Below are 22,940 nucleotides of genomic sequence, written 5' to 3'. Positions count from 1 at the left end.
ACGACGACGTCAAGGTTCGTGCCGGAACAATAGCGAAGGGCTCCGTTCCCATTTGGCTCGCACGTGGTTGCGTAGTTCTTAACTCAAGCCATCATGAGTGGCTCGCCAATGCATGTCGGAGAAAAGTTACTGGCCCTATCCCCGATGCGCGCAAGAACGAGGCACAACACCGTTTTGGCGGTGATCGCCGTGCCGGGGCTTCCGATGTTGAGATTCTCCTTGCCCGACGTCGGACCTCTGCTCGGAACGCTTCTGAACATCGCGCTCGTCATCGCGGTTGCAGCGAGCGTGCTGGCGTTCTGCCTCGCCTACGTGCCGACTCGGGTCGTGTTGCAACCCGAGGGAGTCGAGCTTCGTTGGCTATGGCGCCATCGCTTCATTCCGTTTCGCGAAATCACGGACGCTTACGAATACGAAGACAATAGCCCCCGCGGTTCCCTCCCGCGGGGCGTGCGTCTCGTGCACGGCAAAGGCGCCGATCTCGTCGGACTGAAGAATATCCTCAAACGCGACCGCTTCCTTGCCGCCATTCGGGACCGCGTCGAACGCGCGCGTCACGCCGCGCCGTAGCTCACGCAATCGCGGCGTCAGCCACAGCACCTGGACGAGCACTGCCTCATGTTTCCCCGTTCCCTCGCGCCGTGGCAGAAGCGCATCGAAGCAACCGCCGCACCCACCGTGCTTCTTTCGTTGAAGCGCGAGAGCACGCCGCTCTACCGAAGCAAGATCGGCGGCGTGCCCTTCTTTCCCGCGGATCATCCGCCCGACGTCGTCTACGTTCCTTACCCTGGCACATCGAACGCCACGCCCTGGCCCAAGCATCGGAGGACCGGTCGTGAGTTGATGTTGCTGCTTCAGCTCGACTTCGGCGCGATGCCTCCACTTCCCTCGTTTCCGAAGGGAGGGATTCTCCAGCTCTTCGTCGATGATACCGACTGGCACGACCTCGGCGCCGAAGTGCGAGCCATCTACCATCGAATAGTGGTCTCTGAACCGGAGCAGCTCTTCTCCGACTTCGACCACGATCCGGGGGTCCACCGTGTCGCCGAGTACGCTCTCTCCTTCACGAAGGAAGAAGAGTACATGACGAACTCGGACTTTCGTTTTGACCGCGATTTGTATTCCGCGATCGCACGTGACCAGCGCGCCTGGAAGGACTACCTGAAACTCACCGACCAGCGGCACTCCGGGCACGCGGAGGTCGGTTACGGTCGAACGAAGATCGGTGGGTATCACTATTCCCAGAACGGCCAAGACCCGCGAGCCTCGCGGCCGGGGTGGGAAGACAGTCTTCTCCTTGTCCAGTTCCAGAACTACGGAGATCTGAGCTGGGGCGACGGAGGAAGCGCGCAGTTCTTCATCAAGCGGAGGGACCTCGAACAGTGCAGGTTCGACGAGCTGCTCTTCCACTGGGATTCGACCTGAGCGCCCCGCTCTCTCGAGCTCGACCGAGCGCTTCATCGCCTTCGGCGGACGGTCGAAGTTGCCAACGGAAGCGGTCGTGGCAAGGTTGGCGCCGGAATGTCCTGGCTAGCCAACAACCGCATCGAAGACGCGCGCCACGATGACGATGGCGATGGCGACGTCGTCATCGAGCGAGCTCCGAAGGTCGGCCGGGCGCGCCGTTACGGCGTCGTCTTCTACAACGACGACTACACCACCAAGTGGTTCGTCGTTCACGTCCTCGAGCAGTTCTTCCACATGAACGAAACGACGGCGAGCGAGTTCATGATGGCCGTCCATCGCCAGGGCAAAGGCGTCGCCGGCGTCTACACGCGCGATATCGCAGAAACCAAGGCCGCGGCCGTCACCGAGTACGCGCGAGAGTTCGAAATGCCGCTCAAGGTCACGGCCGAACCCGAAGACGGCGGCGACGACTGAACTCCGCTAACGTCGCGTCGGATCGTTGGATATGGTCGCGCAGCCGACCCAGCCGCGGCGTCACGTCCACGCCGGGCTTCACTAGCTGGCCTCGTGTATACTCGCGCCATGGGGCGCTTCCTTATGCAAGCGGGGTTGGCGGCGGCGACGCTCTTGCTGGCCTGTGGTGGCGAGACGACTTCACATCCCACCGAAAGTGGAAGCGACGCATCGGCCCACACCGGTGATAGCGGCCAGCCGCCGGCAAGCTGCGACATCATCGACCGGGACGGTGGCGTCTTCTTCTCGTGCCCGGCGGATGGAAAGACGATGTGTCCAGCTCTCGACGGGTGCAACACGTGCAAGTGTGCGTTCAACTCGGACTTCAACCGCCCAGGTTTGGCGTGCACGACGCGCCCATGCCCTGTGCAAAAGTAGTGCTCAGACAGGGTCAATGAGTCAGCGAGCTGCACTGGACGCCCGAGTCAGCGTCGGTGCACTGCTCAAGCGGGCACGCGCAGGGCGTGATGCAATCGCAGGTAGGCTTGTCGCCGCAACGTGGCGGAGCGCGATAACAACGCGTTAGGTACGGCACGTCCACGACGCCGGTCGGCCCGATATCGCAGATGTAGCCCGGCGGACACGGCTTCTTCAAGCAGTCATCGTTCTCCAACGAACTGAGCGTGTCGCGGTCATAAGCGACGAAGTCGCAATTGACGTCAGGCCCTTTGCAAGAGCCGTCGTGGGCGACCGTCTCCGTCGACGCCGTGCTAGCAAGCACATCGCGTCCGCTGCATCCGCAGTGAAGGCGCCTTAGGCCGAGGTCTTTTAGACACTGCTTCGGTGCATCGCATCCGGCATCGACCGAATAAAGGCAACGCAAGTTGAGGCCGCAATCGGAGTCCGTGGTGCACGAGTCGCCTTCGACTGGCTCATGGACTGCCGCGTCGCCCGCGTCACTCGGTCCGGCATCGACTGCCTCGGACGCCACGCGCCCGCAGCCGATAACAGCAAAGAGGAATACGCCTCTCCACGCGTGGCCGAGCCCCCGTCGTTCCAGAGCCATGCGCGCACTGTGACAGAAGCGCGTCGGGACGCATACGTTCTCGAATAAGCGCTACCGCACGCGTTTTCACGGCCGATCAATCCAGCGGACCAAAACGAGATCGTCATGTCTCCACGCCACGAGCGCTCGCCCCGTTGACGTGAACGCCACGGTTGCATCCGTCAGCGACGGTCGACGAGACCGTGTTGCGCGAACGGTTGGATCACGGCTGCTGCGAGCGGAGAAGCTTGGCGAGCAGCGCTGAAAGTTGCTCCTGCTCGCGCTCCTTCAAACCGCTCACGATGTCATGCTGGTTTGCGACATGCTCCCCGACTGCGCGTTCGATGAGGGCAAGTCCCTTGGCGGTCAGCGCCACGAGCGTGCCCCGCTTGTCTGTCGGATTGGGCCGGCGTTCCACCAGCCCTGCACTCTCCAGCCGATCGATGCGATTGGTCATGCTGCCCGACGAGATCATCAACGCGTCGTAGAGATCGGTCGGGGTCAAGGCATGAGGGGGCCCATTTCGCCGTAGCGTCGCCAGCACGTCGAACTCACCCGGTTGTAGGCCGAAGGTCGCGAACAGCGGGTTGAGCCGGTCGCGCGCAATCACGAGGGCCGCTTCGCTCAGCCGTCCCAACAGCACCATCGGGCCGGTATCGAGGTCCGGTCGTTCGTTTGCCCATTGCTCGGCCGCGCTTGCCGCTCTGTCCATACGAGCCTCCCAGCTTGAGGTAGCAAGGTGTCTTGACGTGGAGATAAACTGTCTCTACGTAGAGACAGTATCGATGGCGCCCCTCGGTGACAAGAGGGTGAGCGCCCGGAGGCTGTCATGCGTAGAACGTCCGGCGGGACGCTGTTCCCACTCGCCATCCTGCTCGTCGGAATCAATTTGCGCCCCGCGCTGGCGTCGATTGGGCCGCTGCTCGACGCGATTCAACGTGACACCGGGCTCAGCGACACCGGCGCGAGCCTGCTGACGATGCTGCCGGTCGCGCTCATGGGCATTTGCCTATTGGGGACGAGGCGAGTGAAGGCTCTGCTTGGAGTGCGGGCGGGCATCGCGCTGGGGATCGTCCTCATCCTCTTGGCCTGCCTGGGGCGCTGGTGGTCGATGGGGGCGACCCAGCTCATCCTCACCGCGATCCTGGGAGGAGTCGGCATCGCCATCGTTCAAGCGCTCATGCCCGGTGTGATCCGCCAGCGAGCAGGTGCGCGGACGGGAAGCATGATGGGGCTGTATTCGACCGCGATCATGGGCGGCGCGCTGGTGTCGAGCACGGCGAGCCCCTGGATAGCGGGAAGCTGGGGCTGGCCGGCGGGACTCGGGGTCTGGGCGCTGCTGGCGATGGTGGGACTCGTGGCATGGATCGCGGTCGCAGCGAAGACGCACGAGATGCCGGGCACGATCCAACCTCGCCCGGTGCAGCGAGAGACGCGCGCCTGGCTGCTGCTGGCCTTCTTCGGCCTGGGAACGGGCGCCTACACGCTTGTTCTCGCCTGGCTGCCGCCCTTCTACATGCAGCTCGGATGGTCGGCACAGGTGGCGGGCGCGATGCTCGGCGCCGTCACGCTGGCCGAGGTGATCGCGGGGATCGCCGTGTCGCTCTGGGTCGATCGATCAACCGATCGCCGCCCGGCGCTCTTTGCCGCGATCGGCGCGCTGCTCGCCGGCCTTCTCTGCCTCTGCTTGGCGCCGCTCTCGTTTGCATGGATAGCTGCTTTGCTGGTGGGCCTCGGCATCGGGGCACTGTTTCCGCTGTCGCTGATCATCGCCATGGACCATGGCGAAACCGCGGAGCAGGCCGGCGCGATCGCCGGCTTCGTGCAAGGCGGCGGCTATGTGCTTGCCGCCGTGCTCCCGCTCGTTGCCGGTCTACTGCGCCAGCATCTTTCCAACCTCACGCCCGCTTGGTGGTTGATGGCGGCGCTGTGTCTGGTGCTCGCGTTCATCGCCGTCCGCCTGCGCCCGGGCGACCGCCTATCTCTCCATCGCTGACGACAATCGATGACAACAGGAGATTTGCATGCCGTTCTATGACGCCCAGGGTCGTGGCAATTACTTCATCGAATTCGGCAAAGGCCCCCCGGTTCTGCTGCTTCACGGCATCAGCAATTCCGGCCGAGCGTGGGCGCCCCAGATTCCGTCGCTGGTCGCGGCCGGCTATCGGGTCATCGTTCCCGACCATGCCGGGCATGGCGCATCGGCCAGGCTATCGGCGCCATTCGGTGTGGCCGACCTTGCCGATGATATCGAAAGCCTCCTCGCGCATCTCCGCATCGAGACACTGGACCTGGTCGGCCTCTCGCTTGGCGGAATGGTTGCTCTCGAATTGGCGCTGCGCCATCCTGCTCGTATCGGCCGGCTCGTCGTCGCCAACAGTTTCGACAAGACGGCGACACCACCTTTCCAGGCAATGGCGAAAGGTTGGGCGGAGACCTTCGAGCGTCCGCACGGACCGGTCGCGCGCCTGGAGCAGAGCTGGCCGTCGCTCGTCTCGCCCGCTTTCCAGGCGACACCGGATGGCCTGCGCACCTACCAGATCTGGCATGGTATCGCAGCGACGGCTGACGGCGCATCGCTCGCACACGTCGCGCGCGGTATCGGCAATTTCGACGTCTCCGCGCGGATCGGCCAGCTCGTCATGCCCACGCTGTTCATCGCTGGCAGCCTGGATGCGATGTCCCCGCCCGAGATGAGCCGTCACATGGCCGAGCGCGTGCCGCGCGCCCGCTGTGTCGTCATCGACGGCGCTGCCCACATTTCCAACGTCGACTCTGCCGAGGTGTTTTCCTCGCGGCTGGTCGACTTTCTGCACGCAGCTCAGAAATCCACGGCCATCGCGATCGCTTGAGCTCGCCCTCGCTCGATATTTCGTGTGCCTTGGCATTCCAGGTCGACGCGCAGTCCCGCTCAGGCGAGTCGACTCTGAAGCGTGTCGAGAAGCCATCGCCCCGCAGGGCCGAGAATGTGATCGCGCCGGTGCGCAGCGTGGATCGTTAGGGCGTCGCGCGGCGTGGGGTCATCCACGATCTTCAGCGGCACGAGCTCGCCGTTCGCGATCGGTGCCGCGACGAGGTGCTCCGGCATGCGGCACCATCCGAAGCCGGCGAGTAGGAAATCGAGACGCCGGCCGAGATCGACGAAGCGCCACAGTCGAGCGCCGAGGACTCCGTAGCTTTCGTTGGGAGCTGCCCCCGTATCCGAAAGCACGAGCTGCACATGCTTCTCGAGATCTGCGCGCCTCGCCGCGCGCCCGAGACGCGCGAGGGGATGATTCGGCGCGACCACGGCCTTCAAGCGAATACGCAGGAGCGGGTACGCGATGATGTCGGCCGGGATCGTCGGCAAAAGCACGCATAGCGCGAGCGCAGCCGAGCCATCGCGCAAGCGTCGCACCGACCCACCCAAGCCTTCCGTCGAGAAGCGCAGCGGGAGATCGGGGAACTCCTCGCCGAAGGCGCGCAGGCTATCGATGAGCGGTGCGGTGGGGACGAGAGGATCGATCGCAATTGCGAGCTCGGGCTCGAGGCCCTTACGGCTATTCGCGGCCACCGCCTCGAACCGCGCCGCGCTTTCCAGCACCAGGCGGGCCTGATCGGCGAGCACGCGCCCGACATCGGTGAGACGCGGCCGGTAACCATCCCGGTCGAAGAGAGTGACGCCCTGGAGCTCTTCGAGCGTCGCGACGGCCTGGCTGATCGCGGACTGGGCACGCCCGAGCGCGCGAGCCGCGGCCGAGAAGCTCCCCGCGTCGGCAATCGTCACGAGGATGCGCAGCTGGTCGAGGCTGAGGGTTCCGAGCTTGCCGAACTCCATCGGATCGTCCGATGGAGTGTATCACAACTTCATCACTTCCGCGGATGGCCGAGGCCTCCTAAATCGTTTGTCCGAAGCGAAGGTTCAATCATGAATACAGCCAGCCACACGGAATCGAACAGGACCGCGGGGACTCGAAATAGGCTCCTTTACTGGGCCATCACCGGGCTCCTCATGGTGCCCGGTGCCGGCGGGGGCGTCGTCGAGCTCCTTACGGGAGGCCCGGAGAGCGTCGCACACACGCTCCTCGCGCTCGGCTATCCCCTTTACATCATGAAGATCTTGGGACTCGCAAAGGTCTTGGGAGGTATCGCTATTTTGACAGGGCGCTATCCCAAACTGAAGGAATGGGCATACGCGGGCTTTGCCTTCGATTTCCTCGGCGCAACCGCTTCCCACCTCCTAGCCGGCGATGCTGCGCACGCCCCATTCCCGTTTGCCTTCTTCATCGCGCACATGACGTCCTATCTGCTTTGGTACAAGACGGCAGCAACGCGTCTACCCTGACTCTGTTCACGACGTCGGTCGGCGCACTGGTCAGCCGCCAGCTTCAACAATCCAAAGGCCGTGGCCGAGGCGATGGAGGTCGCTTATGCCAGCTCGCTTCCCACGATCGCGGAGCGCTCGGCCAACGGCGGGATCGTCGAGGTGCCCTTTTTTGCCGAGCCAAAGCCACGGTAGGTCCGCATGCGCATGGTCGCGACGAGCACGCAGGTACTCGTGTAAGGCCGCGACGGTGTCGTCGTCCAGGCTAACGGTCCGTTCCCCGCGGCCCTTGTCGACGACGCGGACGGTTCGACGCTTCAGGTCGAGGTCTGCCGGGCCAGTAGGCGAATATCGAAGATTGGCCACTTCAGCCCGTCGCGCGCCCGTAGTGAAAAAGACGCGGAGCAGCGCGAGGTCCCGCCGATCCTCGAACGTCCGACCCTGACAGGTACGGACCAAGTCGCTTTGCTGCTCCAGCTCCAGAACGCGCCGGTACTCCGGCAACGGAGGCGGCCGCATCCCGCGCATCGGCGAGGCGAACGAATCGTCGGTCTCGGCGTACCAACGGAAGAACCGTTGGGCGACTCGGAAACGGCTGTGGGCGACGGCTGGCTTCTTCTGGCATTCGACCAGGTCGATGATCCACTCGTCGATGGAACGAGGGTCGATCCGCCGGACGTCCGTCGGGTACCCACGGTCGGCCAAGAATTCAGCGAGCTGGCGCAAGGCGGCGCCATAGGAGGCGACGGTGTTGGGGGAGAGGTCATCGCGCTTCAAGGCGTGGAGGAACGAACCAGCCTCGTCGCTGAGGTCGGCGACCTCGACCTTCCTCGTGGCATCGTTGGTCCCGCCGCCGGCGACGTGACGATGGTGGAGGTAGGTGCCACCGAAACGCGTCTGGCGTGCGCGAGCGGCGACCTTGGCTGCGTTCTTCTTGGTCACGATCTTTCCCGAATCTCGTGCATCCGACAGCCCCCGCTACCATCGGCCGCACGGTCCGGAGAAAGACCTCGACCATCCCGAGACCGAAGCCCCTTGCCCCGAAACGAGCCACCGCAGGGGGATGGCTCCGAGGGGTCAGGCGTGGGAGACGCCGCTAACGAACGTAACCCGCCTTGGCGGAAAATGCACGTCCGAGGGCTCTCGACCGCGGATCCACCCGCGGGCCGAACTACAGCCGAGGATCGACGGGCTCGGTCTCCAGCGCGAGCACACCGAAGACGCACTCGTGCACCCGATAAAGTGGTTCTCGTTCGACGAAGCGATAGAGAGCCTCGAGACCGAGTGCGAACTCGCGCAAGGCGAGGGTGCGCTTCGTGCCGAGTCCTCGGGGCCGCAGGCGCTCGATATGTTCGGGCGCCGTGTACTCGGGACCGTAGATGATTCGGAGGTATTCCCGTCCTCGGCATTTCACCAGCGGGCGGCAAGGCGTTCGGCGACGCGCTCGCCGCCGCCGGCGGCACGACCAGCGCGCACATCGCGGACGCTTCGGGCGACGTCGTCATGCAGCTCGACACCGCGCTCGAAGCGATTCGCACCGAAGCGCGCGCGTGTGAGTACGCGCTGCCGGAGGTAGACGGCGGCACCTTCGATCCCGAGCACCTCGACGTCGAGCTGTCGTCGCAGGCAACGCTCACCTACGTCTCGAACGCCGCCTCGTGCGACGCCGCGACGGGCGGGTGGTACTACGACGTCGATCCCGATACGGTCACGCCGACGCGCATCATCCTCTGCCCGACGTCTTGTGCAGCGGTTCGAGCGCCGGGGGGCCCGTCCGTCCAGCTCCGCACAGGCTGCCCGTCCGACGCAGGAGCAGCCTCGAACTGACGTAACGCCCGCGCGCTCGAAGCCAGTCGACCGACTCGTCCACCCAGTCCATCGGCAATGGCCGCTGGCCGGGTGGCTGTTGGCATTTGCCCTGGACGCACTGGAGAATCTTCCCAGGTGCTCGACGACCAGACTCCGCGCGCGGAGTCGAGTTACTTCTCCCAGCGAAAGTACGGTCGAGGCGATCCGATCCGCGTGACGCCGAGACTCTGTTTGCCCTCGTTTTGGCGGGCTTCGGCGCATCACGAAACGGCGAAACGGAATCCCCGACGTCATGGGGCCCTCGCGCCGGCTACTTCAGCGACGTGCTCCTGACGATGCCCCGCTGAACGCGTCAGGATGCGTTCGGTCGCGCGTCGGCTTGCACCACCTGCTGCACGGCCGGTCGTTCGCGAACGCGTTCGTACCACGCACGCAGATGCGCGTATCGGCTCAGGTCGATGTCCGCGTTGTACACCGAACGCATCCATTCGGCCTTGCCCCAGCCCGTCAGCGCGAACAGGTAGGCATCGGCAACCGTGAACGTGTCGCCAGTCAGGAACGTCGCTCCGTCGAGCTGGCGATCGATCCATGCGAAGCGACTGTCGAGCTTCTGCCGCGCAGGTTCGACGTATTTCCCTGCCTGCACTGCATACAGCAGCGGGATGAAGCCCTTGTGGATCTCGCTGCCGAGGAAGTTGAGCCATTCCATCAGCCGATAGCGGCCGAGCGTGCCGTACGCGGGCGCGAGCTCCGCTTCAGGGCGCCGATCCGCGAGATACTGCGCGATGACGGGCCCTTCGCGCAGCGTCGTGCCGTCGTCGAGTTCGAGCAGCGGCACATAGCCGAGTTCGGTGACGTCGTAGTAGTTGCGTCCGTCTTCGACCCGATGCTTGCGTGCGTCGACCCTGACGATCTCCGCATCGATGTTTCCTTCGCGCAGCACGATGCATATCGCCTGCGAACAGCTGCCGGCAGCGTGGTAGAGCTTCATGCGCTTCCTTGAGGTTTGATTATCCGTGTATCGATTCGTTGCGACGCGGGCGCTAATGTCTCGCGTCGATGCAGCGATGAGAAGAAGGCAGTCGTTTGTGCCGTAGTTACAAAAAGAGTACCGACCAGGGGCAGCAGGATGAAAGCGAGTGCAACGGGATGTTCAGTTGAAGAAGCGATGCGCCTGCTCGGCGGCCGCTGGCGGCTGCTGCTGGTGTCGTATCTCCTCGACGGCCCGAAACGCTTCAGCGACCTGCGCCGCGACATGCCGGGCATCTCGCAGCGCATGCTGACCCTCGATCTCCGTGCGCTCGAGGAAGCAGGGTTCGTGCAGCGGACCGTGTATCCGGAGGTGCCGGTGCGGGTCGAGTACGACCTGACCGCGGACGGCGACCGGCTCCGGCCTGTCGTCGACGTGATGCGGGAATTCGGACTGTGGCTGAAGGCGCGCGACGCGCTAGTTGCGCACGCGGAATCAGAATCGGCTTAGTGGCTGTCTGCGCGCGATACGCTGCCGCCGATATTAGGAGCGGGGAATGTCGAGCTGCAGATAGTGCATGATCTTCTCCTCAGGTCCGAAGGGCGTCCTCGACGGCGTGAGCGATGTCGAGCAGGTCCCAGTCGCGCCCCGATTGCGCGACGAGCATGAGCCCCACGGGCAGGTTCCCGGGCTCATGGATTGGCAGGGTCACGGCGCAGGCGTCGAGCACGTTGAACGACGCGGTGTTGCGTAACAAGCGCGTGCGCACGCTGTCCTCGTCCGCCTCGCATTCGGCGAAGGTGGGTGCCACCACGGGGACCGTGGGCAAGATGAGCGCGTCGACCTCCGACATCTCTCCTGCGAACGAGGCGATGAGCGCCGCTCGGCGTTGGAGCGCGCGGGCATAATCGGCGGAGCGGATATCGCGCCCACGCTCGATGCGTGTGCGGATGCGCGGCTCGTAATCCCCGCCCCGCCGCGCGAGGAGAGGTTCGTGCCAGGTGTAGGCCTCCACCGACTGAATCGTGCGCATCAGCTGGCCATCGGCGAGTTCATCGAGCTCGCAGAAATGCCGTTCGCGCAGATGGGCCCCCGCCTCGCTGAGTCGATGGCATGCGCGCCCGAAGGCGCGGGCCACCGTTGCATCGAGCCCATCGAGGAGGGGGCGATTGGGAAGGGCAAGGCGTAGGCCCTCGGTGCGCGTGCGCCGCCAGGGAGGGAGCGCCTCCTCCGCCAGTACCGCCAGCACGCGAGCGCAATCCTCCACCGATCGAGCGAGCGGGCCGATGCTGTCGAGCGAGGCGGAGAGCGGTACAGCGCCCGCCAACGGCACGCGCCTCTGCGTCGGCTTCATGCCCACGACGCCGCACAGAGCCGCCGGAACGCGAATGGAGCCCACCGTATCCGAGCCGATGGCCGCCATCGCCATGCCCGTGGCGACCGACACGGCCGCGCCGGAGGAGGACCCGCCTGGTGTGCGGGCGGGATCGGCTGGGTTGGCGGGCGTGCCGAAGTGGCCATTGAGGCCCACTACCGAATAAGCGAAAGGCGTCATATTCGTTCGGCCGAGGAGGACGGCGCCTGCCGCCCTCAGGCGCCGCACGACAGGCGCATCCTGCGGAGCCGGCGGTGCATCGTCGAGCGGACGGGCCGCCGCTCTGGTGACCTCGCCCTTCACATCGAGGAGGTCCTTGATGGAAATGGGCACGCCGGCGATGGCCGAGGCGGAATAGCCGACCCGGGAGAACGCATCGACTGCGTCGGCGGCGGTCCTTGCCGCATCCTCCCATACCGAGAGGAAGGTGCGGGCACCCTCTCCATTCGGGTCGGAAATACGAACGAGGCAGTGCTCCACCAGATCGCGGCTGGCCGGGCGCAGCGCGCTCTCCGTGCGGGCGAGACTCTCAATCAGCGGGAGGCTCGAATCGGGGGGTATCGAAGGCGTTCCCATGGTTGCCGTTTGTCAGCGCGGGAGGGGGCTGCCGCCGCGATAGCCGAGCATCTGGTCGTAGAGGTCGACCCGACGATCGCGATGCAGATCGTTCAGCTGGTTCCAGATCGGCGCCGTGCGCGACTGAACCACGTCGATATCGGCATAGAGGATGGTGTCCTCGTCCGGTCCGGCGATACGTCCGATGGGCCAGCCGTTCGTGCCGGCGATGAGCGAGTTTCCCATGAACCCCGACGTCCGCTCGACGCCGATCCGATCGGCCGTAGCGATGAAGACATTGTTTACGTGGGCCGCCGTCATGGTGAGGTAGGCCGCCATGCACGTGCCGCTGGCGTCATAGAGGGGCGGGGGCGTCCAGACCCAGCCCGTGGGAATACAGATGATGTCGGCGCCCTGCTGCGCAACCAGCCGCGCGGTCTCGGGAAACCAGATGTCCCAGCACACGAGGAGGCCGATGCGCCCGAGTCGCGTCTCGAACACCGGGTAGCCAAGATCGCCCGGCGTGAAGAACAGCTTCTCCTCGTTCCACAGATGCGTCTTGCGATACTTGCCGATGAATCCTTCCGGCCCGACCAGCACTGCCGTGTCGTAGAGCTTCCATCCGTCGAGCTCCGGCAGACAACCGACGATGTAGACGCCGTGCGCTCTGGCGAAGTGCTCCCACGCGCGCACGGTTGGGCCGGTGGGCACGGGCTCGGCATGGGCAAAGGCCTCCTCGCGAGAGAAGAAGGTGTAGCCGGTGGTGGCGAGCTCGGGCAGCACGATCAGGTTCGCGCCTTCGGCCACGGCTGCCTCCAACCTCTGTTGGACGGCCGCCGAATTGGCCTTCCGATTCTCCAGGCCCACCTGCGGATTGAACTGAACCACGGCGACCCGCGCTGGGCTGTTGCGTCGGAAGGAGGTCGTGGCAGCGGTCGTCTCTGGATGATGTTCCGTCATCGGTACCGTCCTTTCGGTTCTATAATAGAACCATTTGAGTCGTGACCTAGCCAGTACTATTTTAGAACCAAATGACGATTCCCGCGGAGCACGGATGAAGCGCAAGAGTATGGACGGCGCGACCTGCCCCGTGGCGCGCTCGCTCGACGTGATCGGCGACTGGTGGACATTGCTGATCGTGCGCGACGCATTCGACGGCATGCGCCGCTTCGGCGAATTCCAGCGCAGCCTCGACATCTCGAAAGGGATCCTCTCGACGCGGCTGAAAGCGTTGGTGGACGCTGGGATCTTCGCGCTGGTGGCGCCCGAAGACGGCGGAGCGCACCACGATTACGTTCTGACCGAGAAAGGCCGCGCGCTGTTCCCGGTTGTCGTCGGGCTGCGCCAATGGGGCGAGGCCCACTGTTTCGAGCCCGGGGAGTCCCACTCCGTCCTGGTCGAAAAAAAGACGGGCCGAGCGATCCGGCCTCTCTGCCTCGAAAGCGCGTCCGGTCAACCTCTCAGCGATACCGATACCGAAGTTCGCAAGGTCGACAGCTCCGCGTCGCGAGCCCGCTTGGCTCGGCGAGGTTGAGTGCTTCAGCGGAGTGTCCGACGTTGCTCCCCGAGGTCACTGAGCGACGTGTAGCGCGGATTCGTCGACGAATGTCAGCTTCGAGGCGCTTCTTGCGTGCAGCCTTCAGGAGCGTGATGCGTCAGCAGCGCTGAACATGCCGGCAGTGGACGGGGCGAGGTGCACGCGGCGTGCACCGCATCGCCTTCGCTAGTTCGCGATCGGGGGCAGTGTGGACATGACGCAGAATTAATCTCGCGCGTGGAATTCCGCGCTGGTTCGCGCGTCCTTCGTGCGTGACGATGACGCGACTCGTCGTCACCACCGAGTAGGAGAGACAGCTTGTCACGTTCGCGCGGGAACGTCTTTGCATCCCTCTTGGTTTCCATCGTCGTTCTGGCGGTGAGCGTTCCGTTCGCCCTCGACGCGCGTAGTGCGCCGAGCGCGAAGGCTCCCGATACGCCGGTGGCGAAGCCGCGAACGCTCGACGACTATCGGCACTTTCGCATCGCTTCGATCGACTTGCTCGGTCGCATGCCAACGCGCGACGAGATCGCCGCGTTCGAGCGCCCGAACTTCGATTTCGACAAATGGATCGATGGTCGCCTCCGAGGTCCGACGTACGTAGAGCGCCTCACGCGCATCTACATGGACCTTCTCCGTCTCGAGCCAAACCTCAACTTCTCGCCAGCGCCGGCACAGCTCTACCGTCACGAGGTTCTCGAGGCCGACGGAACGAAGACGTTGGTCTACTACCGGCGCACGCAGCGGCGTGAGGCCGCCGCTGTCGATGGCGAGTTTTGCTTCTCGCCCGATGAGATGGGCGTTGTCGTTCGTCCGAATGCGCCCGACGTGGGGACACTAAAACCGATCTCGAAGAAGCTTTTGGACGAGCGCACGGTGCTCGTGCGTCCGTGGTGGCTTTATCGCGATTACAAATCCGCGCAGCCCACGCAGCGGTACATGGCGGAGTGGAGCAATCCCGACGTGCAGTACAAGCCGGTCGAATCGCTCCTCAGCGAGCCGGACGGCAAGCCAACGACGGCGATCCGGATTTGCCGTGAAGAGGCGTCGACGTCCGAGCTGGGGCACGTCTACACGTCGGGACGCACGAAGGCTCCGGGGCGCGACGACAAGCTCCCCGGTGGCCGGACCTCGCCGCCGCCGCTCGACAAGCCGTTCGCGCTCCAACACAAGGGCGAGCGTGTTTCGTGTGACACTCGGGCTGCGCTCGAAAACGCGGTCGATTGTGGATGCGGCGTGGGCCTCGAGCGATGCATTCCGAACGACGGCAATGGCGAAGGCAACGCCTTCTATTTCCCGAACAAGATGCCGCTCGGGCCGGGCTTCCCGCTCGACCTCGCCAAGCAACGTGCGGAGCGTTGGTACCCGTACTGGTGGTCGCGCGAGGCCGTGCACTTTCTCGATGATCTCTTCGACGAGGACCGCGATTTTCGCCAAATCCTGACCGGTCGACAGTCGTTCGTGAACGGGCCACTCGCCCAGTTCTATCGAACCATCCAACGCACGAACTGCTGCGGCCCCGAAACGAGCTTCGGCATGAACGAGGAGCTCTCGCCGCTCTTCGATCCGAAGAACGTGCCGGCCGACCTCATGCCTCACGACGTGGATACGTGGCGCCTCGTCTCCGATCGCGGACCGCACGCCGCTGGGATTCTGACGACGCCGATGTTCTTGCAGAAGTACGCAACGGCGCGTGCTCGTGCCGCCGTGCTCTACAACGCGTTTCTCTGCAAGTCGTTCGTCGCCGAAAATGCCCAGCTGACGCCGTCCACGGAGCCGAACCTGATGAAGCGGCCAGGGTGTCAAACCTGCCACGCTACCCTCGAACCGCTGGCCGCGTACTTCGCGCGCGTCGAGCCGTCGAGCTCGGTGTTTCTTCCGGCGACGAATTTCCCGGCCATCAATTCTGCTTGTCGAAAAGACAAGAACGGCAAACTCAATGGTAACTGCAATGCGCTTTACGACGTCGCCTTTGCCGACGACAAGGGCGCGACGCTGCGCAGCGCGTATGGCTCGATTTCGAATGCTGACGCGGAGCCGGTTGGCGCCGGTCGGGCGGTGACGCAGATGCCCGAGTTCGCGGAGTGCGCGGTGCAGCGCGTGACTTCGTCGTTCCTCGGCCGACCGACATCGCCGGACGACGCAGCCCTCCTCGCGTCGCTCCAGAAGGACTTCGTAGCCTCCGGTTACCGCATGCGGGCGCTCGTGCGCGGCATCGTTCGCTCACGCGAATACCGTGACGCCAACAACGTGGGCTCCGCGCCGGACGCGGGAGACAAGCCGTGAGGGGGCGCGCGCTGCAAGGCATGTTCGTTCTGCTCCTCGCCGGCTGCGCAGGCCGCCCGCCCGAGCGCGTGGTCGGAACGCCCGTTGGCAAACTCTCGCCGCGGCAGGTTCTCCTGGAGGACACGGCGCCGAAGGTCGAGCTCCGCATGGTTCCGCCCGAGGTTTACATGCGGACGTATCTCCAGCTCTTCGGCGGCCTGTCTCCGATCGAAACGCAGAAGAAGGCGCGCGGTTCTGACGGGAACAACCTCTTCGACACCTGGGACGATTACGTCTCGTCGCTGGGATTTCCCGACTACCGGCTCGACGTTCCTCGCCAGACGCAGACGAACGCCCTGATGGTGGCGTCGTTCGAGCGCTTGGGAATCGCGCTTTGCGATCGCGCGGTGGAGCACGATCTCGAAGGATTGGGCGGCAAGCGTGGAAACACGGTGGCTGCGAATGACCGCGTCGTCTTTGCCTTCGACGCTGCGACGACGCCGATGGACGAAGCGCAATTCGTAAAGCGCTTCGACGTTCTCCATCGAACGTTTCTCGGTTATCCCGTCGGGGTGGCACCGCAGGAACGAACGAAACGGTACTTCGCCCTGTACCAGGACATCGTCGCCAATCACGGGAAGGCCCTTCCGAAATCGAAGTTCACGCCGGAGCAAGCCGGGTGGGCGGCGATTTGTTATGGGCTCGTTCGTCACCCCGAGTTTCATCTCTACTGAGGGCGTACGCCATGATTACCCGCCGAAGAGTCTTGCAGGTCGTGTCGGCCGCCGCGCTCACGGGGTTCGTACCGCTCCGCTCGATGGCCGCTGAAATCACCAAGGCAAACGATGGCGAGTTCTTCGTCTTCGTGCATGCCTCCGGCGGTTGGGACGTCACGCTCTGGGCCGATCCGCGAAACGAAATGCGCGGCATCGTCCATCCGGCGTCGACCGAGAATACGGACAAGGCCCAGCTTCGGCTCTGGGTGGATGCGCCGCTCAGTGACGGCAACAAGACCTTCGAGCTCGTTCGACCGAAGCGTTCGAATCTGGTTTTCGGGCCCGGCATCGGCGCACTCGCAGAGATGCCCGATCGCATCACGGTGGTGAACGGTCTCGCGATGAACACGGTCGCCCATCCCGACGGTGCCACCTTCTCTGCGACGGGGCGGCATCCGCAAGGAGGACGCGTCGCGGCTTCCAGCATCGACACGATGCTGGCCAACGAGCTCGGCACCGAGCAGCTGCTGCCGACGGTTTCGCTCCGCTTTCCGTCGGCATTCGTGGGCGACAAGCTCGATCGCCGGGCTGTTCCGCTCGCGGTCGACGACGTGGGCTCGGTGGGGCGAACGCTCTTTCGGGCGCAGGCGTTCGACAGCAATGCCGAGCGCGACAAGGTCACCGCGCTGCTCTCCGAAGAGGCCGCCGATCTCGCGAAGCGGTCGACCTATCCCGGCGTGCTCGACGGGCTCGATCTCCAGTATCAGAGCCTTCGCCGGATGCTCGGAACGAACCTCCAAGAGGTGTTCACGGCCAACAGCCTCAGGCAGCTGCGCCCCGAATTCAACTACAAGGCACGATTCGCGGGCGGCCCCTCGGTGAATGCGGCATTCGCGGTCGAGGCGATGAAGCGAAACATCGTTCGCTGCGTGAGCTTCGCGTGCGGAAGCTTCGACACCCACGGAAACAACTACCGAACGCACGCGCAGAACCAGCAAGAGCTCTTCGACATGGTCGCAACGCTACTCAAGGCGCTCGATCAAACGCCTCACCCCACGAAAACAGGGAAGAAGCTCTCCGACCACGCCCACATCATGGTCATCAGCGAGTTCTGTCGAACTCCGCAAATCAATCTCGCGATGGGGCGAGACCACTATCCGAACAACTCGGCCTTGGTCGTGTCACCTCGGTTCAAGACGAACATGGCGTTCGGAAAGACAGACGTGGAGCAACTCCTCCCCATGCCGGCAAAGACGTTCACCGACGGTGAACGGGCCATCGCCCCGCCGGATCTCTTGGCGACGATGCTTGGCGCATTTGCGATCGACCCTCGCAAATACATGCGCGACGGAGAGGTCGTGAAAGAGTTGCTCGTGGCATGAAGCTCGCTCTCGTTGCCATCGTCGGCGCGCTAGCCGTCGGTTGTGGTCCGTTGCCCAAGAGTCGAGAGGCTGGCGCGGTGGCCACGCTCGCCGTGCGACCTGTTTCTTGGAATGCCGCCAACGCGCCGATTGGAAAGGTGCGCGCAGTAGCCGACGACGGCAATGTCATTTGCGTATTCGGCGATGACGGCGTGAGTATCTTCTCCGGCGGCGCTCAGGTTGCCCACGACGACCACGTCAAAGGTTGGGTTTCCGCAGGCGCCATCGACGGAACCGACGGCGGCGGGCGATGGGTCGTGGGCATCGACGCCAAAGGTCGTCTCTATCGCTTGCGTGCGATGAACGGCTTCGAAGACGTTTCCGCCCGCTACCAGCTGAACGACAAACGTGTTCGTCGCGCCGTCATGGTGGGGTCGGGCCGCATTGGCTTCTTGCTCGACGGCGAAATAGCGCTTTCCAATTCGAGTCGAATCGAAGTGCTTGCAGGCCCTGCCTTCGCCTCCTTGGCCGGCGGAGGTGGCTTCGGCGCTGGAATCACGAAAGACGGTATCGACGTCGTCAACGCGACGAATGGCGTCGTTACCCATTTTGCCTTGCCTGGGGCCGCTTGGGCCGCGCTCGACTCGAAGGGAAGGCTCTACGCCGCGACGAAGCGAGCGGTTTATGCGGCTGACGCGGGAGGTGCGCTCACGCTCGTGTACGACGCGGGGCACGATGGGATCCACGGGCTCGTGGCCTCGGGCGATCGTGTGTGGTTCGCCGACCGCGGTGAGCTAGGCATCGTCCAGGGCGACCGCGTTGCAACGACGGTCGGCGCCGCCCTCGCAAGCGACGTGAGTTTGCAGTCCTCCCCGAGCGGAGACGTTTGGGTCTTGGACGGCTCGAAGCTCGAACGCTTCGCATCTCTGGGCGATGCGAGCGCGCCGTCGAGTGTATCGAATACGTCGACCTGGTCGGCGTCGGTCGGGCCCGTTTTTGCGCGGTCGTGCGCGGCGTGTCACCAGCCCGACGGCATCTCGGGAACGGATCTCTCCACGGAGGCCGCATGGGGTCGTAAGCGCGCGCTCATCCAGGAACGCGTGCTCGTCGCCCACAGCATGCCTCCGAAGGGCCACCCGCTGTCCGATGCAGATCGCGATGCGATTCGCGCGTGGCTCGAGAAGTGAGGAGCGTGTGCCGCCGACGTGGGATGCGTCGACCAAGTCCAGCGGGCTAGCCTCGGCGGTCGCCACATGCAGAACGATCGGTCCTCGTCGTTCGAGACACGCCGACCGCCACGGACGCCTAGGCTCGCGACATCAGGCTCGTGACCGGTTCATCCCCGAGAGGTCGTCGGCATCGACGACGCCGGATTCGAGGTCGAAGTCGAGCTCCACGTTGAACCGAACGCGCGTTTTGCCTGCGTGCCGCTGAACATCGATGAATGCTGGCGGCAAGGAGGGCGTCGCGTGAGCGGAGCCGACAGTCGATGAATCAAAAATGAGGGAGGCCGAGCCGACGGTCGGCGTGGTTGCGAGCTTCACGTAACCGAACCGGTCGTCTCTTCCGATGATTCCGTCGTGGACGCGTCGGAGATCCAGGTACTGAACTTTCCAGGAAGTGTCGTCGCCCCAGTGGCAGCCCCAGACAAAGCCAAAGTCGCCCAATGGCCACTCGTCATCGGCATTCCAGTACTCGCTCCCGGGAATGGTGGAAGCGTCATGTATATCCCACCAGTCGGGTACATAGAATCCGATAGGGCAGAACCCGCTGCCGGGAGGATCCTCGGTTTCCTCGGCTATGATCTTTCCGGAGGCGAGGTCCAGCACCGCCGCCCGGGTGTAGTGACGGGAGACGAGTGCGAGCTCGCGCCCTGCTTGGCGAAAGGGCTCGAACGCTTGGTACATCGAAGGATAGTCTCGTTCGTACTCGCAAATGCGTTCGAACGCATTCATCTCGGTGCGCTTCAGTACGGTGGCGCGAAGCGATGCCCAAACGCCCGGACCGTTTTCCACCGTCGCAATCTCCACCGCGTACCTATCCCGAGGCTTCGGACGCGTCGGGACTTCGAAATCCGTCGCCACCGCATGCTCTCGCACGACGAAACCCTCGTTGTGATATTGCGCCGCCCAGTTCTGGCCGTGCATTTCCCGGAGAACGAGGTTTGCGATTTCCGCTTCGGCCTCGGCGCGTGTACGGAACGTGCCGAAGTATGAATCGTTGACGCGTCCCTGGTGGCGGCCGTAGATGCGATAGACGATGTCTCCACGCATGCTATGAGCCTACCATCGGACGGGCTGAGGCACCGACGGACATCGCGTCAGAAGCTGATGCGCGCCCAGGGTAGGTCCTCGTCGGCTGGGGCATATTCGATGTATGCCGTCACCGGGGACGCGCCCAGGAAATACGCCACGTCGCCGTTCGGCACGATCTGGGAGGCATGGAAGTTCGATTTGAGCTCGACGAAGCCATCCGGCGTCAGCTCGACGCAGCCGTGGTCCCGGGCTGCTAGCAGGATGCGGTCGCTGATGAGCGCGATATCCAGGAACTGACGTCGGTCGTCCTGTCCGAGGACTACCCACCCGGCTGACGAGCCCTTCAGGACTCGCCCGCCCATGCTGCTGACCAGCATGCTGCCGTCCGTGGCGACACGGCAACCGGTGAACGTGTCGCTGGCGGAGACGGCGTCGGGCACTGCCTGCGACGACCACGCGTTGCCGTCGAAGTGGAGCAGCGTGCCCTTCTCGCCGACGGCATGAACGTCGGCGGGGCCGGTGCCGCCGAAGGCGCGGATCTCGGCGTCTGCCACGAACGCGAGCCGCCACTCACGGCCGTTCCACTGGTAGATGGCGCCGCCCGAGGCTGCCACGTAGACATTGTCGTCGTCGATGCCCCACAGCGCGCCCAGCGTGGGCCGTCCGCCCGCTTCCCGTGATGGCGGCAAGGTGGTGCTGGTGAACGACATGCCCGACAGCAGGGACTCGATGTCGAGGCCTGGCTGGGTCGGGGCGGGCCAGGTCACCGGCGCGCTCGTGTGGACATGGCCGTTCTCGCTCGCGATCCACAGCGCGCCGCTTGGGGATGCCCACAGGCGACGCAGAACGTCGTTGGTGTTGAGCACCGGCTCGAGGTCCGGCGACCGCGATCCGTCGGTCCGGTACACCTGCCCGGTGCCGTTGCCGGCATCGCCCTCTTCGTAGTCGACGAAGAGCAGATAGAGCTTGTCGCGCATCGGCGCGACGCTGACGATTTCGGTGATCTGCTTCACGTTGTAGTCCCCGTCGATAGAGTCGCCAATCGCGCGCGTGGCGACGTCATGGTCATTGCGATGGCGTCATCCTAACACTCGTATGAGCCCAAACGCGGCAACGGTTGAGACAAGGACCCATCGATGCAAACCGATTTCCAGCTCGTCAACCTCCTGAGCCATTTCCACCGGAAGCAAGACTGCATCCGAGGAGTGAAGGTGTATTGAGCACCACGCGCTCAACGAGCGGCAGCGTTACGACGGACGGCGAGGTGCGTGCACGGCGCGGACGATCAAATCGCGGAAGTACCGCGCACCGGCGTCCGCATCGGTCCGCGCGTGCCATACGAGCGTGACCGAAGCGGCGGGGAGGGTGAACGTCGGCTGCACGATCTTCAACGGCAAGATCGCGCAGAGCGTGTCCGCGACGCGCCTCGGCAGCGCCGCCACGTAGTCCGTCCGCGCGGCCGCCATCGCCGCAGCGACGAAGTGCGGAACGGAGAGGACGACCTCGCGCGAGAGCCCAAGCGAACGCCACATGCGCTCGGCGATGTCGTGTCCGGTCCCGGTGCGCCCCAACGCAACCTGGACGTCGATGTGCTGGAGCGAGTTGAAGAGCTCCGGGGTCATTCGCCTGCGCACCCGCGGATGATCGCGCCGAACGACGAGCGCGCCGACCTCGTCGTACGCCGCGCGCGAGAGCCATCCTGAGGAGAGCGGCATCCCATCGACGCCGAACGCAGCGTCGATCTCGCCCGTCGCGAGACCGCCCGAGCTCAGGAGATAATCCGAGCTCACGATGCGTAACTTGGCGCGTGGGAGCTCTTGCGCGAAGGCTTCGATGACACGCGGCACATCGCACACTTGATTGCTGTCCGCGGCCGCGAGTGTGAATACGCGGGTCGTTTCGGTCGCGACGAAGCCACGCTTGGAATCGAGGATGACTTTCAGCTGCTCGAGCGCGCTCTCGAGGAGGGGCGCGAGCTCCTCCGCGCGCGGCGTTGGAACGAGGCCGTTGCCACTGCGCACGACCAGAGGGTCGCCCAGGATATCGCGTAGCCGCGCGAGCGAGTTGCTCACCGCGGGCGGCGTCACGTGCAGTTGCTTCGCCGCGCGCGTGACGCTCCGCTCGGCGAGCACTGCTCCGAGGACGGCGAAGAGGTTCAAGTCGACCCCGGAGACATTCACCATCAGTGACAACATCTATCACGAGTCATCAATGGCCGTGATGACCTTCGTGCCCTAGCTTCACCTCGTCGCAACGCAGCGCGGACGCCCGCGGACGGCGTGCGTCAGAAAGGCCGACCATGATCCCCGCCTCCATTCTCGGGCAGTACGCGCTCGAGACGTTCGCGTTCACGCTCGCGTTGCTCGTCCTCGTCGCGCTCGTCCCAGCGATGAAGATGCGAGAGCCGCGCAGAGCACTCATCGTCCTCGCCGCTCTCAACGTGCTCCGGTTTGGAGGGGTCGCAGGATCGCTTGCCGCGATCCCGCACTCGCCGTCGCCGACGTTCCTCGTCGGGGTAGCGATCGGGGACGGCATCGCAGCAACACTCGCGGTGGCGGCGCTCGTTCTCCTCGTGCGTCGCTCGGGCAGGGGATTGTCTGCGTTCGTCGCGATGAACGTTGCCGGCCTCCTCGGCATTCTCGTGAGCGAGATCTGGCTCGGGTGGTTGGATTTCGGCCGGCAACTCGCGCGCGACACCCGCCTGCACGGGCCGACGATCGGCGCGGCGTTCTACAGCGCGCTTCACGTATGCGCGTTCTACCTCGTTGCCGCTCTGGGGCGCGAGAGGTCTGTGATCGGAAATCCAACGTTGGAATTCGGACGTTGCGATCGCGCCTTAGGAAACCAGCGAGCTGACCTTCTCGAACGACAGCGGTAGTAACTATATTC

The 22,940-nt window shown here is 64.5% G+C and carries 24 protein-coding genes and 1 pseudogene; 15 read left to right on the top strand and 10 right to left on the bottom strand.

The window, feature by feature from the left end; all coding sequences use genetic code 11:
- Positions 1 to 204: 204 nt before the first annotated feature.
- The 4 genes from AKJ09_RS10355 (at position 205) to AKJ09_RS10340 (ending at position 2,298) form a co-directional block, all read left to right on the top strand.
- The gene (locus tag AKJ09_RS10355; RefSeq protein ID WP_146647035.1) at positions 205 to 570 is read left to right on the top strand and encodes a hypothetical protein; all 366 of its coding nucleotides are present in this window, start codon (positions 205 to 207) and stop codon (positions 568 to 570) included.
- A 48-nt stretch (positions 571 to 618) separates the two neighbouring features.
- Positions 619 to 1,425, top strand: a complete 807-nt coding sequence (locus AKJ09_RS10350; RefSeq protein ID WP_146647034.1) for a YwqG family protein — start codon at positions 619 to 621, stop codon at positions 1,423 to 1,425.
- A 96-nt stretch (positions 1,426 to 1,521) separates the two neighbouring features.
- Positions 1,522 to 1,881: an ATP-dependent Clp protease adaptor ClpS gene (locus AKJ09_RS10345; RefSeq protein WP_146647033.1), complete on the top strand. Its 360-nt coding sequence runs from the start codon at positions 1,522 to 1,524 to the stop codon at positions 1,879 to 1,881.
- Positions 1,882 to 1,989: 108 nt separating this feature from the next.
- Positions 1,990 to 2,298, top strand: a complete 309-nt coding sequence (locus AKJ09_RS10340) for a hypothetical protein (protein ID WP_146647032.1) — start codon at positions 1,990 to 1,992, stop codon at positions 2,296 to 2,298.
- A gap of 830 nt (positions 2,299 to 3,128) precedes the next feature.
- Here AKJ09_RS10340 and AKJ09_RS10335 read toward each other — a convergent pair.
- Entirely contained in the window at positions 3,129 to 3,617 is a 489-nt protein-coding gene (locus AKJ09_RS10335; protein ID WP_146647031.1) for a MarR family winged helix-turn-helix transcriptional regulator, read from the bottom strand.
- Between the two features lie 117 nt (positions 3,618 to 3,734).
- Here AKJ09_RS10335 and AKJ09_RS10330 point away from each other — a divergent pair, with 117 nt between their 5' ends.
- Both AKJ09_RS10330 and AKJ09_RS10325 read left to right on the top strand, forming a co-directional pair.
- A complete protein-coding gene (locus AKJ09_RS10330) occupies positions 3,735 to 4,901 on the top strand; it encodes an MFS transporter (protein WP_146647030.1) in 1,167 nt (388 codons plus the stop codon).
- Positions 4,902 to 4,929: 28 nt separating this feature from the next.
- Positions 4,930 to 5,757, top strand: coding sequence for an alpha/beta fold hydrolase (locus tag AKJ09_RS10325; RefSeq protein WP_146647029.1), 828 nt, complete (start codon positions 4,930 to 4,932; stop codon positions 5,755 to 5,757).
- Between the two features lie 59 nt (positions 5,758 to 5,816).
- Here the strand turns inward: AKJ09_RS10325 and AKJ09_RS10320 are convergent, their stop codons facing one another.
- Positions 5,817 to 6,722, bottom strand: a complete 906-nt coding sequence (locus AKJ09_RS10320) for a LysR family transcriptional regulator (protein ID WP_146647028.1) — start codon at positions 6,720 to 6,722, stop codon at positions 5,817 to 5,819.
- Between the two features lie 90 nt (positions 6,723 to 6,812).
- Between AKJ09_RS10320 and AKJ09_RS10315 the strand changes: the two genes are divergently transcribed.
- Positions 6,813 to 7,229, top strand: a complete 417-nt coding sequence (locus AKJ09_RS10315) for a DoxX family protein (protein WP_205633669.1) — start codon at positions 6,813 to 6,815, stop codon at positions 7,227 to 7,229.
- A 30-nt stretch (positions 7,230 to 7,259) separates the two neighbouring features.
- Here the strand turns inward: AKJ09_RS10315 and AKJ09_RS10310 are convergent, their stop codons facing one another.
- The gene (locus tag AKJ09_RS10310; RefSeq protein WP_146647027.1) at positions 7,260 to 8,150 is read right to left on the bottom strand and encodes a tyrosine-type recombinase/integrase; all 891 of its coding nucleotides are present in this window, start codon (positions 8,148 to 8,150) and stop codon (positions 7,260 to 7,262) included.
- 229 nt (positions 8,151 to 8,379) lie between these two features.
- Positions 8,380 to 8,658 (bottom strand): annotated as a pseudogene (locus AKJ09_RS10305) (polynucleotide kinase-phosphatase); the annotation flags it as partial.
- A gap of 53 nt (positions 8,659 to 8,711) precedes the next feature.
- Here AKJ09_RS10305 and AKJ09_RS10300 point away from each other — a divergent pair.
- Complete coding sequence (locus AKJ09_RS10300) at positions 8,712 to 9,035, top strand: hypothetical protein (RefSeq protein WP_146647026.1); 324 nt, start codon at positions 8,712 to 8,714, stop codon at positions 9,033 to 9,035.
- A gap of 334 nt (positions 9,036 to 9,369) precedes the next feature.
- Here AKJ09_RS10300 and AKJ09_RS10295 read toward each other — a convergent pair whose 3' ends face one another.
- Positions 9,370 to 10,008 carry a glutathione S-transferase C-terminal domain-containing protein gene (locus AKJ09_RS10295; RefSeq protein WP_146647025.1) on the bottom strand — a complete coding sequence of 213 codons (639 nt, stop codon included), beginning with the start codon at positions 10,006 to 10,008 and terminating at the stop codon, positions 9,370 to 9,372.
- 138 nt (positions 10,009 to 10,146) lie between these two features.
- On the opposite strand from AKJ09_RS10295, the gene AKJ09_RS10290 reads away from it, so the two are divergent.
- The gene (locus tag AKJ09_RS10290; protein WP_146647024.1) at positions 10,147 to 10,497 is read left to right on the top strand and encodes a winged helix-turn-helix transcriptional regulator; all 351 of its coding nucleotides are present in this window, start codon (positions 10,147 to 10,149) and stop codon (positions 10,495 to 10,497) included.
- 79 nt (positions 10,498 to 10,576) lie between these two features.
- Here AKJ09_RS10290 and AKJ09_RS10285 read toward each other — a convergent pair whose 3' ends face one another.
- Positions 10,577 to 11,938 (bottom strand): amidase, encoded by a 1,362-nt coding sequence (locus AKJ09_RS10285; protein ID WP_146647023.1) that lies wholly within the window; start codon positions 11,936 to 11,938, stop codon positions 10,577 to 10,579.
- Between the two features lie 12 nt (positions 11,939 to 11,950).
- A complete protein-coding gene (locus tag AKJ09_RS10280; RefSeq protein WP_146647022.1) occupies positions 11,951 to 12,877 on the bottom strand; it encodes a nitrilase family protein in 927 nt (308 codons plus the stop codon).
- A gap of 94 nt (positions 12,878 to 12,971) precedes the next feature.
- Between AKJ09_RS10280 and AKJ09_RS10275 the strand changes: the two genes are divergently transcribed.
- The 5 genes from AKJ09_RS10275 (at position 12,972) to AKJ09_RS10255 (ending at position 18,983) form a co-directional block, all read left to right on the top strand.
- The gene (locus tag AKJ09_RS10275; RefSeq protein WP_146647021.1) at positions 12,972 to 13,451 is read left to right on the top strand and encodes a winged helix-turn-helix transcriptional regulator; all 480 of its coding nucleotides are present in this window, start codon (positions 12,972 to 12,974) and stop codon (positions 13,449 to 13,451) included.
- Between the two features lie 321 nt (positions 13,452 to 13,772).
- Positions 13,773 to 15,740: a DUF1585 domain-containing protein gene (locus AKJ09_RS10270; RefSeq protein ID WP_146647020.1), complete on the top strand. Its 1,968-nt coding sequence runs from the start codon at positions 13,773 to 13,775 to the stop codon at positions 15,738 to 15,740.
- A complete protein-coding gene (locus AKJ09_RS10265; RefSeq protein ID WP_240488431.1) occupies positions 15,737 to 16,453 on the top strand; it encodes a hypothetical protein in 717 nt (238 codons plus the stop codon). The genes AKJ09_RS10270 and AKJ09_RS10265 overlap by 4 nt, the downstream gene beginning before the upstream one ends.
- Before the next feature lie 11 nt (positions 16,454 to 16,464).
- Positions 16,465 to 17,817, top strand: a complete 1,353-nt coding sequence (locus tag AKJ09_RS10260; protein ID WP_146647019.1) for a DUF1501 domain-containing protein — start codon at positions 16,465 to 16,467, stop codon at positions 17,815 to 17,817.
- Complete coding sequence (locus tag AKJ09_RS10255; RefSeq protein WP_146647018.1) at positions 17,814 to 18,983, top strand: c-type cytochrome; 1,170 nt, start codon at positions 17,814 to 17,816, stop codon at positions 18,981 to 18,983. Before AKJ09_RS10260 ends, AKJ09_RS10255 begins: the two co-directional genes overlap by 4 nt.
- Before the next feature lie 132 nt (positions 18,984 to 19,115).
- Here AKJ09_RS10255 and AKJ09_RS10250 read toward each other — a convergent pair whose 3' ends face one another.
- The 3 genes from AKJ09_RS10250 to AKJ09_RS10240 form a co-directional block, all read right to left on the bottom strand.
- Positions 19,116 to 19,703, bottom strand: coding sequence for a hypothetical protein (locus AKJ09_RS10250; RefSeq protein ID WP_146647017.1), 588 nt, complete (start codon positions 19,701 to 19,703; stop codon positions 19,116 to 19,118).
- A gap of 413 nt (positions 19,704 to 20,116) precedes the next feature.
- Positions 20,117 to 21,064 carry a hypothetical protein gene (locus AKJ09_RS10245; RefSeq protein ID WP_146647016.1) on the bottom strand — a complete coding sequence of 316 codons (948 nt, stop codon included), beginning with the start codon at positions 21,062 to 21,064 and terminating at the stop codon, positions 20,117 to 20,119.
- A 234-nt stretch (positions 21,065 to 21,298) separates the two neighbouring features.
- Positions 21,299 to 22,234 (bottom strand): LysR family transcriptional regulator, encoded by a 936-nt coding sequence (locus AKJ09_RS10240; protein WP_240488430.1) that lies wholly within the window; start codon positions 22,232 to 22,234, stop codon positions 21,299 to 21,301.
- A 116-nt stretch (positions 22,235 to 22,350) separates the two neighbouring features.
- Between AKJ09_RS10240 and AKJ09_RS10235 the strand changes: the two genes are divergently transcribed.
- Positions 22,351 to 22,929: a hypothetical protein gene (locus AKJ09_RS10235; RefSeq protein ID WP_146647014.1), complete on the top strand. Its 579-nt coding sequence runs from the start codon at positions 22,351 to 22,353 to the stop codon at positions 22,927 to 22,929.
- Positions 22,930 to 22,940 lie beyond the last annotated feature (11 nt).

The sequence above is a fragment of the Labilithrix luteola genome (assembly GCF_001263205.1).
GTDB classification, from domain to species: Bacteria; Myxococcota_A; Polyangia; order Polyangiales; family Polyangiaceae; genus Labilithrix; species Labilithrix luteola.
Note: the sequence above shows the minus strand (reverse complement) of the source record. Positions and strands in the feature narration are given on the sequence as shown.